General features: G+C 71.1%; 11 protein-coding genes and 1 riboswitch. Of the genes, 1 reads left to right on the top strand and 10 read right to left on the bottom strand.

The window, feature by feature from the left end:
• Positions 1-2 precede the first annotated feature (2 nt).
• A riboswitch (cyclic di-AMP (ydaO/yuaA leader) is annotated at positions 3-160 on the bottom strand.
• 304 nt (positions 161-464) lie between these two features.
• On the bottom strand, positions 465-2576 hold the full coding sequence (locus AFM16_RS32815) for an alpha-galactosidase (RefSeq protein WP_078636075.1): 2112 nt from the start codon (positions 2574-2576) through the stop codon (positions 465-467).
• A gap of 179 nt (positions 2577-2755) precedes the next feature.
• Here AFM16_RS32815 and AFM16_RS32810 point away from each other — a divergent pair, with 179 nt between their 5' ends.
• On the top strand, positions 2756-3553 hold the full coding sequence (locus AFM16_RS32810) for a tyrosine-protein phosphatase (protein WP_030790800.1): 798 nt from the start codon (positions 2756-2758) through the stop codon (positions 3551-3553).
• A 20-nt stretch (positions 3554-3573) separates the two neighbouring features.
• Here AFM16_RS32810 and AFM16_RS32805 read toward each other — a convergent pair whose 3' ends face one another.
• The 9 genes from AFM16_RS32805 to AFM16_RS32765 form a co-directional block, all read right to left on the bottom strand.
• Positions 3574-3696 carry a DUF6126 family protein gene (locus tag AFM16_RS32805; RefSeq protein ID WP_037875862.1) on the bottom strand — a complete coding sequence of 41 codons (123 nt, stop codon included), beginning with the start codon at positions 3694-3696 and terminating at the stop codon, positions 3574-3576.
• Positions 3693-4328 (bottom strand): helix-turn-helix domain-containing protein, encoded by a 636-nt coding sequence (locus AFM16_RS32800; protein ID WP_030790802.1) that lies wholly within the window; start codon positions 4326-4328, stop codon positions 3693-3695. Before AFM16_RS32800 ends, AFM16_RS32805 begins: the two co-directional genes overlap by 4 nt.
• Before the next feature lie 95 nt (positions 4329-4423).
• Positions 4424-5809: an aspartate aminotransferase family protein gene (locus tag AFM16_RS32795; protein WP_078636074.1), complete on the bottom strand. Its 1386-nt coding sequence runs from the start codon at positions 5807-5809 to the stop codon at positions 4424-4426.
• Positions 5806-7746: a 1-deoxy-D-xylulose-5-phosphate synthase gene (dxs, locus tag AFM16_RS32790; protein WP_030790808.1), complete on the bottom strand. Its 1941-nt coding sequence runs from the start codon at positions 7744-7746 to the stop codon at positions 5806-5808. The genes AFM16_RS32795 and dxs overlap by 4 nt, the downstream gene beginning before the upstream one ends.
• 26 nt (positions 7747-7772) lie before the next feature.
• Positions 7773-8930 (bottom strand): flavodoxin-dependent (E)-4-hydroxy-3-methylbut-2-enyl-diphosphate synthase, encoded by a 1158-nt coding sequence (gene ispG / locus AFM16_RS32785; RefSeq protein WP_078636073.1) that lies wholly within the window; start codon positions 8928-8930, stop codon positions 7773-7775.
• 4 nt (positions 8931-8934) lie between these two features.
• Positions 8935-9957 (bottom strand): adenosyl-hopene transferase HpnH, encoded by a 1023-nt coding sequence (gene hpnH / locus AFM16_RS32780; RefSeq protein WP_030790811.1) that lies wholly within the window; start codon positions 9955-9957, stop codon positions 8935-8937.
• A gap of 5 nt (positions 9958-9962) precedes the next feature.
• Positions 9963-10604 (bottom strand): 5'-methylthioadenosine/S-adenosylhomocysteine nucleosidase family protein, encoded by a 642-nt coding sequence (locus AFM16_RS32775; RefSeq protein WP_030790814.1) that lies wholly within the window; start codon positions 10602-10604, stop codon positions 9963-9965.
• A complete protein-coding gene (gene shc, locus AFM16_RS32770; protein WP_078636072.1) occupies positions 10604-12625 on the bottom strand; it encodes a squalene--hopene cyclase in 2022 nt (673 codons plus the stop codon). The genes AFM16_RS32775 and shc overlap by 1 nt, the downstream gene beginning before the upstream one ends.
• Before the next feature lie 120 nt (positions 12626-12745).
• Positions 12746-13810 carry a polyprenyl synthetase family protein gene (locus AFM16_RS32765; protein WP_030790820.1) on the bottom strand — a complete coding sequence of 355 codons (1065 nt, stop codon included), beginning with the start codon at positions 13808-13810 and terminating at the stop codon, positions 12746-12748.
• Positions 13811-13832 lie beyond the last annotated feature (22 nt).

Here is a 13832-nt window from a genome sequence, read left to right as displayed (position 1 = left end):
CGCATTCCTCTCCGGCGCCTGCGAGGTGAGCTGTCGGGTGCGGACTGGAGATGTCCGGCCGTGCCGAGGCACGGCTTTACCCCAAGCCTGTTCCGGGACCGGAACAGGCGGTTGTGCCTGTGGGTCCCCCGCTCCTGCCGTGCACGGGTGAGTGTGCGGTCCCCGGACGGCGGCAGGATTAGGCGTCCGTCCGGATTGGTCTGGAACGTAGGCGACCGCGACGCACAGGGACAAGCAGAGGTTGTGCCGTTGACGCATTTCTCTTGATCCGCAGGGATACTTCCCGGTGACACTCCGTGTTTCGAATGGCCCCTTTTTCCCTTAACACCCTGGAAAAGCATGCGAATTACGTGAACATGACGGGCGACGCACGGTCACGGTATGACGCTGCTCACGTGACAGTGCTCCAGGATCCTTTATTCCAGAGCGAGTTGGAATGAAGGATTTCAATTCGGACAGAACGCTCAGATGCGACGCAGCCGGATAACCGCCGCATCGAGGTCACCGCTCAGCCCGGTCCGCATTCCGTGGTGCAGCAGCACCGCACCTCGGTGCACTTCGCCCGTTTCGCGGCATTCGTACGTCGCCGCCGGGTCGAGTCCGCGCAGCCGCAGCGCCGGGACGGGCTCGCCGTAGCGCTGGGCCTGGAGCCAGGCGAGGACGACGCTCTCGTCACCGCGCACGTACTGCACGGCACTGAGCCCGCCCGTCGGCGGGCGCAGCCGGTACAGGTCGCCCCGCTGCACGACGGGCCTGATCTCCTTGTAGAGGTCCACCCAGCGGCGGGCCTCGGCCAGCTCCTCCGCGCTCCACTCGGAGAGGTCCCCGCCGATCCCGAGCACCCCGGCCATGGCGCTCACGAACCGGAACCGCAGGGAGCTGACCCGGCCGTTGAGCTGGGTGTTGGGGCTGTCGGTGACCCAGGCGGCCATCACCCGGGCGGGATGGATCTGGCTGAAGCCGTGCTGGATGTCGAGCCGGTCCAGCGGGTCGGTGTTGTCGGAGGTCCACACCTGGTCGGTGCGGCTCATGATCCCGAGGTCGATCCGCCCGCCGCCGCCCGAGCAGGACTCGAAGGCCACCCCGGGGTGGGCGGCCCGCAGCCGGTCGAGCAGGGCGTACAGCGCCCGGACGTGGTCGACCCACAGGCGCTGCGGATAGGGGTCGTCCGGCCAGCCCGCGTCGGTGAAGCAGCGGTTGAAGTCCCACTTCACATAGTCGACGGGCGCGCTGGAGAGCAGCCCGTGGAGCTGGTCCCAGAGGTACTCCTGGACGTCCTCGCGGGCGAGGTTCAGCATGAGCTGATTGCGGAACTCCGTCCGCTTTCGTCCCGGTTGGAACTGCACCCAGTCGGGGTGCGCCCGGTACAGATCGCTGTCCGGGTTGACCATCTCGGGCTCGACCCAGATCCCGAACCGCATGCCGAGGGCGTGCACCCGGTCGGCGAGCGGCTTCAGGCCGTGCGGGAAGCGCTCGGGGTTGGGCCGCCAGTCGCCGAGTCCGGCCCGGTCGCTGGTGCGGGCCCCGAACCAGCCGTCGTCGACGACGAACAGCTCCACGCCGATCTCCGCGGCGCGCCGCGCCAGGGCGGCCTGCTGCTCCTCGGAGATGTCGAAGAAGGTGGCCTCCCAGGAGTTGAACAGCACCGGCCGGTCCCGCTCCGCGTCCGGGACGACATGGGCGCGCTGGTAGGCGTGCCAGGTGCGGCTGGCGCCGCCGAAGCCGCCGTCGCTCCACAGTCCGGCGAAGAGGGGCGTGGTGAAGGACTCCCCCGCGGCGAGCAGCAGCAGGCCGGAGTCGTCGTGGCCGGCGCCGCCGGTGATCTGCACGCGCGCGTCCGGGAGTTGCGCGACGGCGATGCGCCAGGAGCCGGACCAGCCGAGGGCACAGCCGTAGACCTCGCCGCGCTCCTCGGTGGCGTCGGTGTCGAGCGCCACCCAGGGCAGATGCTGGTGGCCGGTGTGGCCGCGGCGGCTGCCGATGACCTTCTCGCCGTAGGTCAGAGGCGCCCGGACCAGCCGGGACTCGGCGGCCCAGCGGCCGTGGAGCTGGGAGAGCCGCCAGCCGTCACGCTCGGGCAGGGTCCAGGTGGCGGAGTCGGCGCGCAGCAGCTCCTGGGGTTCACCGCCGTCGTTGCGCAGGGTCACCCAGCGCTCCACGACATCGCCGCGCATCCGGTAGTGCAGGGTGACCGACAGGCCGCCGTCCCGGAACCGCAGCCGCAGTTCGTCACCCGCGTCGCCCTCGGTGTCGTACCCCTCGAAGGTCCACTCGGTGCCGCGCCGTCCGGCCGTGCGCACCGACAGGGCGGGCCGTACGAAGCGGGGGCCGCCCTCGGCCGGGTACTCCTCGCGGCCGTCGAGGTGGGACTCGAAGGAGGCGCGGCCCTGGAGGGGGACGGCGGCGAGGGCCTCGGCGTCGGCGAGCGCGATCCGCGGGCCCCAGTGCAGATGGATCAGCTCGTCGGCCCCGGTGAGGTGGAGGGCGTAGCTGCTGGTGGGCCCCGAGAGGAGCCAGGTGCGGCCGTCCGCGGCGGTCTCGGGCCGCACGGCGCCCGGCTTCACGGTCTCGGGCATCAAAAACCCCCACTGATTCGAACAGGTGCGATCAAGGATCAACATAATCGAATGCGTGACGATGTCATGGCAACGCCCCTGGGCAACCCGTTGCCCGGGGAATCCATGTCGTATGGTCATGAAGGTCCCGTCGGCCATCACGAGCCGCGCCGGCGGCGCCCGACCGGGAGGGAGCCCCCGTGACGCAGCAGATCCCGTCGACCGAGCCCGAGCTGGCCGGTGTGCGCAATTTCCGTGACGTGGGCGGTCTGCCGACGGTGGACGGACGGCGGGTGCGGCACGGCGTGCTGTTCCGCAGCGGTCACCTCGCGCACGCGACCGAGGAGGACTCCGCGTTCCTCGCCTCCCTGGGCCTGCACACCATCTTCGACTTCCGCAACGCTGCGGACCAGAAGCTGGAGGGCCCGGACGTCGAGCTGCCGGGCGTGCGCAATGTGAACCTTCCGCTGTCGGACCCGGCGGACGGCGCGGAGTTCTGGAAGATGGTCCGCGACGGCGACCTCGACCAGCTCCGCGGGATCCTCGGCGACGGCAAGGCCGCGGACCGCATGATCGCGTCCTACCGCACGATCGTCGTCGAGCGCACCGCCGAGCACTCCCGGGTGCTGCACGCGCTCGCGGAGGACAGCGTCCCGGCCCTGATGCACTGCGCGGCCGGCAAGGACCGCGCGGGTCTGTCGGTGGCGGTGACCCTGCTCGCCGTGGGCGTGGAGCGCGACGCGATCGTCGCCGACTACCTGGAGTCCAACGCCAAGCACCGCCGCTACAAGGTGCACCGCAGCGGCTCCGCGTCCTCGGCCTACACCCCCGAGGTGATGGAGCTGCTCGGCCCGCTCTTCGACGCCCGCGCGGAGTATCTCGCGGCGGCGTTCGACACCGTCGAGACGACCTGGGGCGGTGTCGACACCTATCTGGAACAGGGGCTGGGGCTCACCCCCGCGACCCGCGAGCTGCTGCGCGAGCGCCTGCTCGACTGACCTCCGCCGACCGCGGACCCCTACTGGTTGGCCCCCACCTCGAACAGCAGCCAGATGAACGCCGCGAGGACGTGCCCCACCGCGATGTAGATGATCAGCCGGATCCAGATGCCGCGCGGCAGCCGTTCCTCCGTGTCGCTCATGGTGTCTCTCCAAGGTCTCCAGGGGCGGGGCCCAGGCACAGCGTGGCCGTGGGGCTCTGCAACAGGGTGTGGACGAACAGCAGGTCGACGCCGTCGGAGTCCTCGGCGGCGAGACGGTGCGGGGTCAGCGAGTCGAAGTGCGCGCTGTCCCCCGGTCCGAGCAGATGCGCGGTGTCCCCGAGGCGCAGCCGCAGCCGTCCCCGAAGGACGTGCAGCCACTCCTCCCCCGGGTGGACACGCACGATGTCGCCCTGCGAGCCGTGCGGGACATGCACCCGCAGGGCCTGCATCCCCCGGCCGGGCGCGCCGGACTGCCAGTAGGTCCAGCCGCCGGCCCGGGTCGGTTCCATGTCCGCGGCGCGGACGACGGCGTCCTGGTCGGCGACCCGTTCCCCGAGCAGCTCCGAGACCGTCGTACCGTAGACGCGGGCGAGCGCGAGCAGCATCGGCAGCGAGGGCTGACGGCGGCCCGTCTCCAGCCGGGACAGATGGGCCGGTGACATCGTGGCGGACCGGGCGGCGGCCTCCAGCGTGAGACCGGCCCGGCGGCGCAGGGACCGTAGCTGCGGTGCCACGGCGGGCAGCGCGTCGGCGGGGAGCGCGTCCGGAGGAGGCGCGTCGGGCGAACTCATACGTCCATTCAGCCCGAGTTTTGCCTCTGCGGCAAATTTCTTGCCTCAGAGGCAAAAGGCCGGAGGGACCCGGAGGGGACTCACCCCCCGGGCGCCTACCGGTTGGCCACCGCCTGCTTGATCAGGGTCTTGCCGAAGTCCCACATCAGCCCGTTCCCGCTGTGGGCGTCGTCCATCACCTCGGTGAAGGCGTCCACGAACCGGTCCACGTCCTGTTCGTCGACGACCAGCGGCGGGATCAGCTTGATCACCTCCAGATGGTCGCCGGAGACCTGGGTGAGGATCCGGTGCCGCTGGAGCAGCGGGACGACCACCATCTGCGCGAACAGCCCCTTGCGGGCGGTCTGGAGCATCGCCCACCGGCTGCGCAGCCCCAGTGAGCGGGGCCTGCCGAACTCGATGCCGATCATCAGGCCCCGGCCCCGGACGTCGGCGAGCAGCTCGTACTTCTCGGTCAGCGCCGACAGCCGCGAGCGCAGGAGGTCGCCGGTGACCCGGGCGTTGGCGACGATCTGCTCGTTCTCCAGCACGGACAGGACCGCGAGCCCGCCCGCCATCGCCTGCGCGTTGGAGCCGAAGCTCGCCGAGTGGACGAGCACCCGGTCGATCGACGCGTACACCTTCTTGAAGATCCAGTCCCGGCCGAGGGTGGCCCCCACCGGCACATAGCCGCCGGAGAGCGCCTTGGCGACACAGACCAGGTCGGGTTCGACGCCGTCCTCGTGCTGGTAGGCGTAGAAGTCCCCGGTGCGGCCGAGGCCGGTCTGCACCTCGTCGGCGATCAGCAGCGCCTTGTGCCGGTGCAGAAGGTCCTGCGCGGCGCGCAGATAGCCGGGCGGGGCCTCGTGCACGCCCTTGCCCTGGATCGGCTCGACGATCAGCGCGGCCACGTCGCCCTTCTTCAACTCCCGCGCCAGGGCGTCGAGATCGCCGAGCGGGACGGCCGTGTCGGGCAGCAGCGGGCCGAAGCCGTCGCGGAACCCGTCCTCGCCGTTGACCGACAGCGAGCCGGTGGTCAGTCCGTGGAAGGCGTGGTCGCAGTAGAGGATCCTGGGCCGGCCGGTGGCGCGCCGGGCGAACTTCAGCGCGGTCTCGACGGCCTCGGTGCCGCTGTTGCCGAAGAACACCCGGTCCAGATGGGGGCTGTGGGCCAGCAGCCGTTCGGCGAGCAGTCCGGGCAGCGGCTGGCAGTCGAAGCGGGTGAGGTCGGCGAGCGAGGCGTCGAGGACGTCGTGCAGCGCCTTGCGGACCACCGGGTGGTGGCGGCCCAGGCCCATCACCCCGAACCCGGCGAGCATGTCCAGGTAGTCGTTGCCGTCCGCGTCCCAGAAGTGGGCGCCCTCGGCCCGCTCGTAGACCTTGTCGAAGCCGATGGTGTGCAGCATGCGCGGGAGCTGGTGGTTGAGGTACCGGGTGTGCAGCTCGTAGCGCTCGGCTCCGCGCTCGGCCAGGAGGGCGCCGAGGTCGAACTCGTCGGTCATACGTCCTTCTCCTCGACTGTGCCCGCTTCTGTACCCGCTTCGGTGCCCGCCTCCTTGACGGCGAGGACCGCCAGGCTCGCGCTGATCCGCCCCGCGACCTCCACCGGGGTGAGGCCGATGTCCGCCAGCACCTCCGCGCGCTTGGCGTGCGCGAGGAACTGCTCCGGGATGCCGAACCGCCGTACGGGCACGTCCACCTCGGCGTCGCCCAGGGCCAGCGCCACCGCCGAACCGACCCCGGCGGCACGGCTGTTGTCCTCGACGACGGCCACCAGCCGGTGTCCGGCGGCCAGTCCGGGCAGCGCCGGGTCGACGGGTTTGACCCAGCGCGGGTCCACGACCGTGCAGCCGATGCCACGCGCCTGGAGCAGTTCGGCGGCCTGGAGGCAGACGGGGGCCATCACCCCGACGGCCACCAGCAGGACGTCCGGCGTCTCGGTGGTGTCGGAGCGGTGCAGGACGTCCATGCCGCCCACCCGGCCGACCGCCGGGATCTCCGGTCCGACCGACTCCTTCGGGAAGCGGACCAGGGTCGGCGCGTCGTCCACGGCGACCGCCTCCCGCAACTGGGCGCGCAGTTGCTCGGCGTCACGCGGGGCCGCGATCCGCAGGCCGGGGACGACCTGGAGGACGGACATGTCCCACATCCCGTTGTGCGAGGCCCCGTCGGCGCCGGTGACACCGGCCCGGTCCAGCACGAACGTCACCCCGCACCGGTGCAGCGCCACGTCCATCAGCAGTTGGTCGAAGGCCCGGTTGAGGAAGGTGGCGTAGACGGCGACGACGGGGTGGAGCCCGCCGGTGGCGAGGCCGGCCGCGCTGACGGCCGCGTGCTGCTCGGCGATCCCGACGTCCCACACCCGGTCCGGGAACCGTTCGGCGAAGGCGCCGAGGCCCACCGGGTGCAGCATCGCCGCCGTGATCGCCACGACGTCGTCGCGTTCCTCGCCGATCCGGACGATCTCGTCGCCGAACACCGACGTCCACGACGGCCCGCCGGACGGGGCGAGCGGCGCGCAGGTCAGCGGGTCCATCACCCCGACCGTGTGGAAGTGGTCCTCCTCGTGCGCGAGCGCCGGTTCGTAGCCGCGGCCCTTCTCGGTCAGGCAGTGCACCAGCACCGGCCCGTGGAAGCGCTTGGCGCGGCGCAGCGCGGACTCGACGGCCCTGAGGTCGTGTCCGTCGATCGGGCCGACGTACTTCAGGCCGAGGTCCTCGAACATGCCCTGCGGGGCGAAGGCGTCCTTGAAGCCCTTCTTGGCGCCGTGCAGCGACTCGTAGACGGTGTGACCCACCACCGGGGTGCGCAGCAGGACGTCCTTGCCCCAGGCGAGGACCTTCTCGTAGCCGTCGGTGGTGCGCAGGGTGGCCAGATGGTTGGCGAGGCCGCCGATGGTCGGCGCGTAGGAGCGCTCGTTGTCGTTGACGACGACGATCAGCGGCCGGTCCTTGGCGGCGGCGATGTTGTTCAGCGCCTCCCAGGCCATCCCGCCGGTGAGGGCGCCGTCGCCGACGACGGCGACCACATGGCCCTTCTCGCCCTGCACCTGGCGGGCCTTGGCGAGGCCGTCGGCCCAGCCCAGCGCGGTGGAGGCGTGGCTGTTCTCGATGACGTCGTGCTCGGACTCCTCGCGGGAGGGATAGCCGGACAGGCCGCCCTTGCCGCGCAGCTTGGAGAAGTCCTGACGTCCCGTCAGAAGCTTGTGGACATAGCTCTGGTGGCCGGTGTCCCACAGGATGCGGTCTCTCGGGGACTCGAAGACCCGGTGGAGCGCGACGGTCAGTTCCACCACCCCCAGATTGGGGCCGAGGTGCCCCCCGGTCCTGGCGACCGCGTGCACCAGGAACTCCCTGATCTCTTCGGACAGTTGGCCGAGTTCCGGCTCGGACAGCGCCTTCAGGTCGCGCGGCTGCCGGATGTTCTCCAGGATCGTCACGTCGGGCCCCCTTCGGTCCGTGCTCTTCAACTCACGGTGACGGCCGGCTCCCCCGCCGCGACGCCGTCCTGCTCAAGCTGTTCGGCGATCTTCATCGCCTCCTCGATCAGGGTCTCCACGATCTTCGACTCGGGGACGGTCTTGACGACCTCGCCCTTGACGAAGATCTGGCCCTTGCCGTTGCCGGAGGCGACCCCCAGATCCGCCTCGCGCGCCTCGCCGGGGCCGTTGACGACACAGCCCATGACGGCGACGCGCAGCGGCACCTCCATGCCGGTGAGGCCGGCCGTGACCTCGTCGGCCAGCTTGTAGACGTCCACCTGGGCCCGGCCGCACGACGGACAGGAGACGATCTCCAGACCGCGCTGCCTGAGGTTCAGCGACTCCAGGATCTGGTTGCCGACCTTCACCTCCTCGGCGGGCGGCGCGCTCAGCGAGACCCGGATGGTGTCCCCGATCCCCTGGGAGAGCAACGCCCCGAACGCCACCGCCGACTTGATCGTCCCCTGGAAGGCGGGACCCGCCTCGGTGACCCCGAGGTGGAGCGGGTAGTCGCACTGGGCGGCGAGCTGGCGGTACGCCTCGATCATCACGACCGGGTCGTTGTGCTTGACCGAGATCTTGATGTCACGGAAGTCGTGCTCCTCGAAGAGGGACGCCTCCCACAACGCCGACTCCACCAGCGCCTCGGGCGTCGCCTTGCCGTACTTCTGGAGCAGACGCCGGTCCAGGGAGCCCGCGTTCACACCGATGCGGATCGGAGTGCCGTGGTCGCGCGCGGCCTTGGCGATCTCCCTCACCTTGTCGTCGAACTGCTTGATGTTGCCCGGGTTCACGCGCACGGCGGCGCAGCCGGCCTCGATCGCCGCGAACACGTACTTCGGCTGGAAGTGGATGTCCGCGATCACCGGGATCTGCGACTTGCGGGCGATCGTGGACAGGGCGTCCGCGTCGTCCTGCGTGGGGCAGGCGACGCGGACGATCTGGCAGCCGGACGCGGTCAGCTCGGCGATCTGCTGGAGCGTCGCGCCGATGTCGGACGTACGGGTCGTGGTCATCGACTGCACGGAGACCGGGGCCCCGCCGCCGACCGCGACGGAGCCGACCTGGATCCGCCGCGACACCCGGCGCTCGGCGACCGGCCGGGCCGGTACTTCCGGCAGGCCCAGGGACACTGCGGTCACGGCCTCACTCCCGGTTCCCGGAGACCGTCTCGCGCATGGCGCGCAGCGACTCCTTGAGCGAGCCCATGGTGGCGAGGACGGCGGTCGGCTCGTAGCCGCAGTGCGCCATGCAGTTGGCGCAGCGCGGGTCCTTGCCGCGGCCGTACTTGTCCCAGTCGGTCTCCTCGATCAGCTCGCGGTAGGTCGGCACGTACCCGTCGCTCATCAGGTAGCAGGGGCGCTGCCAGCCGAAGAGCGAGTAGTTGGGGATCGCCCACGCGGTGCAGGGGAAGTCGACCTTGCCCTCCAGGAAGTCCAGGAAGAGCGGGGAGTGGTTGAGCCGCCACTTCCTGCGGTTGCCGCCCGAGAACGCCTTCTTGAACAGTTCCCGGGTCTGCTCCACGCCCAGGAAGTGCTCCTGGTCGGGCGCCTTCTCGTAGGCGTAGGCGGGCGAGATCATCATCTCGTCCACCTTGAGGTCGTCGTTGAGGAAGTTGAGGACCTCGATGATGGTCTGCGGGGTGTCGGTGTTGAAGAAGGTGGAGTTGGTGGTGACCCGGAAGCCGCGCCGCTTGGCCTCCTTGATGGCGGCTACCGCCTCGTCGAACACGCCCTCCTTGGCCACGGACTCGTCGTGCCGTTCGCGCAGTCCGTCGATGTGCACGGCGAAGGCGAAGTAGGGCGAGGGCGTGAACTTGTCCATCTTCTTGCGCAGCAGCATGGCGTTGGTGCAGAGGAAGACGTACTTCCTCTTGGCGACCAACTGCCGGACGATCTCGTCGATCTGAGGGTGCATCAGGGGCTCACCGCCCGCGATGGACACCATCGGCGCACCCGACTCCAGCACCGCGCCGACGGCCTGGGCGACCGGCATACGCTGTTTGAGGACGCCCGCCGGGTGCTGGATCTTCCCGCAGCCCTCGCACTTGAGGTTGCAGGCGAAGAGCGGCTCCAACTCCACGATCAGCGGGAACTTGTCCCGCTTGCGCAGCTTCTGTTCGGCGAGGTATGTAGCGACCTTGATGGACTGGCGCAGCGGCATGGCCATTCGGCTCACCTCCGGGGGAGCAGCACATTACGATGCCATTCGAAAAACGCGGGCAGTACGGAACGAAGGACACGGAAAGCCGATATTCCACCGCGTACCGTGCCGATCCGGACGAGTTCATGTTCAGGAGCGTCCACGACCACCCGGACGGCCGCAACCGGGCGCTCGCCGACGCGGACGGCGCTCAGCAGGGTGGCCGCCGACTCCATGTCGACCGCGATCGCGCCCGTCGCGAGCAGGTCGGCCCGCTCATGGCCGCGGACGACATGGTCGGAGCCGGTGACGGGTCCGGTGTGGACGGTGCGCCCGGGCAGGGTGCGCACGAGTTCCTTGACGAGCAGTTCGGTGCCGACGCACGGGACGGTGCCCCGTGGGTCGCGGGTCTCCTCGGCGACCACCAGATCGCCGGGGTGCATACCGGGGGCGAGTCCGGCGCAGAAGCCCGTGGCCAGCACGGCGGCGCCGCCGAGCACCGGGTCGGCGAGGACCCGGGTGACGGAGCGCTCCGCCGCCTTCGGCCCCATGCCGGAGCGCAGGACGGTGACGGGCCCGGCGGCCTCGCCGCGGTCGCCCATGCGCAGCGCGAGGTGCTCGATGCCGAGCGCGCAGGCGATCAGCAGCGGTGCCGGAACGGGCTGTGTGCCCATCAGCCCCCCTCTGCCTCGGCGGCGGCCCCGGTGGCGGGCCGGTCGGCGAACGGTTCGCCGTGGACGTACCGGCCGAGCGCGGTCAGCGGGAAGACCTGCCGGTAGAGGTGGTAGTTGATCGAGAAGTCCCAGGGGAAGCCGGTGCCGGTGAAGTACGGCTCGTCCCAGGAGCCGTCCTCGCGCTGGGTCTCCACCAGCCAGGCGACGCCGCGTTCGACGGCCTTGGAGTCCCGCTCCCCCGCCGCGAGGAGCGCCATCAGCGCCCAGGCGGTCTGGGAGGCGGTGGAGGCGCCGCGGGCGCTCCAGCGGGCGGGGTCCTGGTAGGAGCGCAGGTCCTCGCCCCAGCCGCCGTCGTCGTTCTGCACCCGCTCCAGCCAGCCGACCGCGCGGCGGATCGCGGGATGCCGGACGGGCAGTCCGGCGGCCGTCAGCGCGGGCACCACCGACCCGGTGCCGTAGACGTAGTTGACGCCCCAGCGGCCGAACCACGAGCCGTCCGGCTCCTGTTCGGCCAGCAGCCAGGCGATGCCGCGCCGGGTGCGCGGGTCGTGGGAGAGGCCCTCGACGGCGAGCATCTCGACGACGTGCGCGGTGACGTCCGCCGACGGCGGGTCGATGACCTCGCCGAAGTCGCAGAACGGCAGCCGGTTGGGGAACCGGCTGGTGTTGTCGACGTCGAAGGCGCCCCAACCGCCGTTCCTGGACTGCATGCCGAGGTTCCAGCGCACGCCGCGCGCGATGGCCTTCTCCATGCGCTGCGGGTCGTGGTGCTCGACGCGGCGCAGCGCGAGGACGACCTCGGCGGTGTCGTCGATGTCGGGGTAGTTGTCGTTGTGGAACTCGAACGCCCAGCCGCCCGGGGGCAGTTGGGGCCTGCGTACGGACCAGTCGCCGGGCCGTACGATCTGCTCGCCGAGCATCCAGTCGGCGGCCTTGACCAGTTGCGGATGGTCGGCGGGGACCCCGGCGTCGGCCAGCGCGATGGTCGCCAGACAGGTGTCCCACACCGGGGACTGGCACGCCTCGATCATCCGGGAGCCGTCCTCGCGCCAGACGGCGTACCGGTCGAGGGACTCCAGTCCCGCGCGCATCACGGGGTGCGCGAGGTCGTAGCCGAGCAGATGCAGGGCGATGATCGAGTACACGGCGGGCGGCTGGATGCCGCCCCAGGCGCCGTCGTTCTCCTGCCGCTCCACGATCCAGCGGGCGGCGGAGTTCAGGGCGGCCCCGCGCAGCCGGCGCACCGCGACCGTGCGATAGCCGCGCACGACCTTGTCGAGCCGCTGGAAGAGACCGTCCCAGGTGTGCAACGGGGCGAGCGGGCGGGGCGGGTTGGGGAGGTCGGGGTCGGTGTGCAGCTCGTCCAGCGGGAAGGGCGCCGGGCGCACCGGGCGTTTGGCCGAGACGACGGTGAGCGGGACGATCGTCTGCCGGGCCCAGCAGCCGAAGTTGTAGATGCTGAGCGGGAACCACTTGGGGAAGTACAGGAGTTCCGGCGGGAGTTCGGGAAGGTCCTCCCACTTCCACCAGCCGAACAGGGCCAGCCAGATCCGGGTGAAGACACGGGCGGCAGCGATGCCGCCCCGGTCGCGGATCCAGGCGGCGGCCAGGGCCATGTGGGGGGCGTCGGGGGCGTCGCCGGCCAGGCGCAGCGCGACGTACGCCTCGACGGTGGCGGAGAGGTCCGGCGGTCCGCCGTGGAAGGTGGCCCAGGTGCCGTCCTCCCGCTGCCGGCCGCGGACGAAGAGCGCGGTGGCCTGTGTGGTCGCCTCGTCACGGATGCCGAGGAACTGGCGGAGCAGCAGGTCCTCGGCGTCCATGGTGACGTTGGTCTCCAGGTCGCCCTTCCACCAGCCCTCGGCGTCCTGACGGGCGAGCAGATGGGCGGTGGCACGCTGGACCGCGCGTACGGCGGCTTCTTGTCCCCCGGCCGCCACGGGGATGGTGATGTCGGTGTCGGTGGCCGCGGCAGCGCGGGGCGGCAGGGCAGCCCCGGTGCTTCCGTCGGTCGTCGCTGTCATGGCTTCCCCTTCGTGCAGTGTGCATGTGGTGACTCTGCTGTGGGTCCGCCGTCGGCCGGTGCGCCTCTCGCCTCGCTGCACCGGCCGGCGACTACGCGAGGACTATTCGACCGATAGTGATCATCTCTTTCGTACGACGACGAAGTCGGCGAGCGCCGTGAACCGGTCCCGCACCTGCTCGGGCATGTCCACGGCGTTCAGGGCCTCGAGGGCGACGGTGTGCTGGCGGCGGGCCTCCTCGGCGGTCCACTCGCGGCCGCCGGCCTCCTCGATGAGCGCGGCGCGGGCCGCGAACTCCTCCTCGGAGAAGGTCGCGAAGTCGCTGCTCTTGGCGTCGGCCGCGAGGATCTCGCCGAGCCGCTCGGAGGCGGGCCCGTGCGCCGCGAGCGCGGCCACCACCGGCAGGGACTTCTTGCGCTGGCGCAGATCGCTCCAGGTCTGCTTCCCGGTGGCCTCCGGGTCGCCCCAGATGCCGAGGAGGTCGTCGACGGCCTGGAAGGCCAGGCCGAGGTGGTAGCCGTACCGCTCCAGGGCGTCGGCGGTGCGGTCGTCGGCGCCGCCGAGCACGGCGCCGATGGAGCTGGCGCAGGCCAGCAGGGCGCCGGTCTTGTTGCCCTCCATCTCCAGGCACTCCTCGACGCTGACGCGGTCGCGGTGCTCGTAGGAGATGTCCTGGGCCTGGCCGTCGATCAGGGCGCGGCTGGCGGTGGTCAGCCGGCGGGTGGCGCGGCCGGCCTCGACGGTGCCGAGTTCCAGCAGGACCTCGTTGGCGAGGGCGAACAGGGCGTCGCCGACCAGGATGGCCTGGGCGGGGCCGTGCACCTTCCAGACGGTGTCGCGGTGGCGGCGCTGTTCGTCGCCGTCCATCAGGTCGTCGTGCAGCAGGGAGAAGTTGTGGACCAGTTCGACGGCGACCGCGCCGGGCACCCCGGTCTCGGGGGCGGCGCCGGTGACCTCGGCGGAGAGCACGGCGAGCGCGGGCCGTACGGCCTTGCCGCCGTCGCCGTCGGTGGGCCGGCCCTGGGCGTCGATCCAGCCGAAGTGGTAGGCGGCGACCGTGTCCATGGGCGGCGCGAGCCGGTCGACGGCCGCCCGGAGCACCGGAGTGGCCAGGGTGCGGCCGCGCTCCAGGAGCGCGGCGACGTCCACCGCGGTCCTGCGAGCGGCCGGCGAGGCCGGTGGCACAGTGGGCACAGTTTCTCCTCTT

Source organism: Streptomyces antibioticus (assembly GCF_002019855.1).
In the GTDB taxonomy this organism is placed as follows: domain Bacteria; phylum Actinomycetota; class Actinomycetes; order Streptomycetales; family Streptomycetaceae; genus Streptomyces; species Streptomyces antibioticus_B.
The sequence above is the reverse complement of the archived record's forward strand: the minus strand, read 5'-3'. Positions and strand labels throughout refer to the sequence as shown.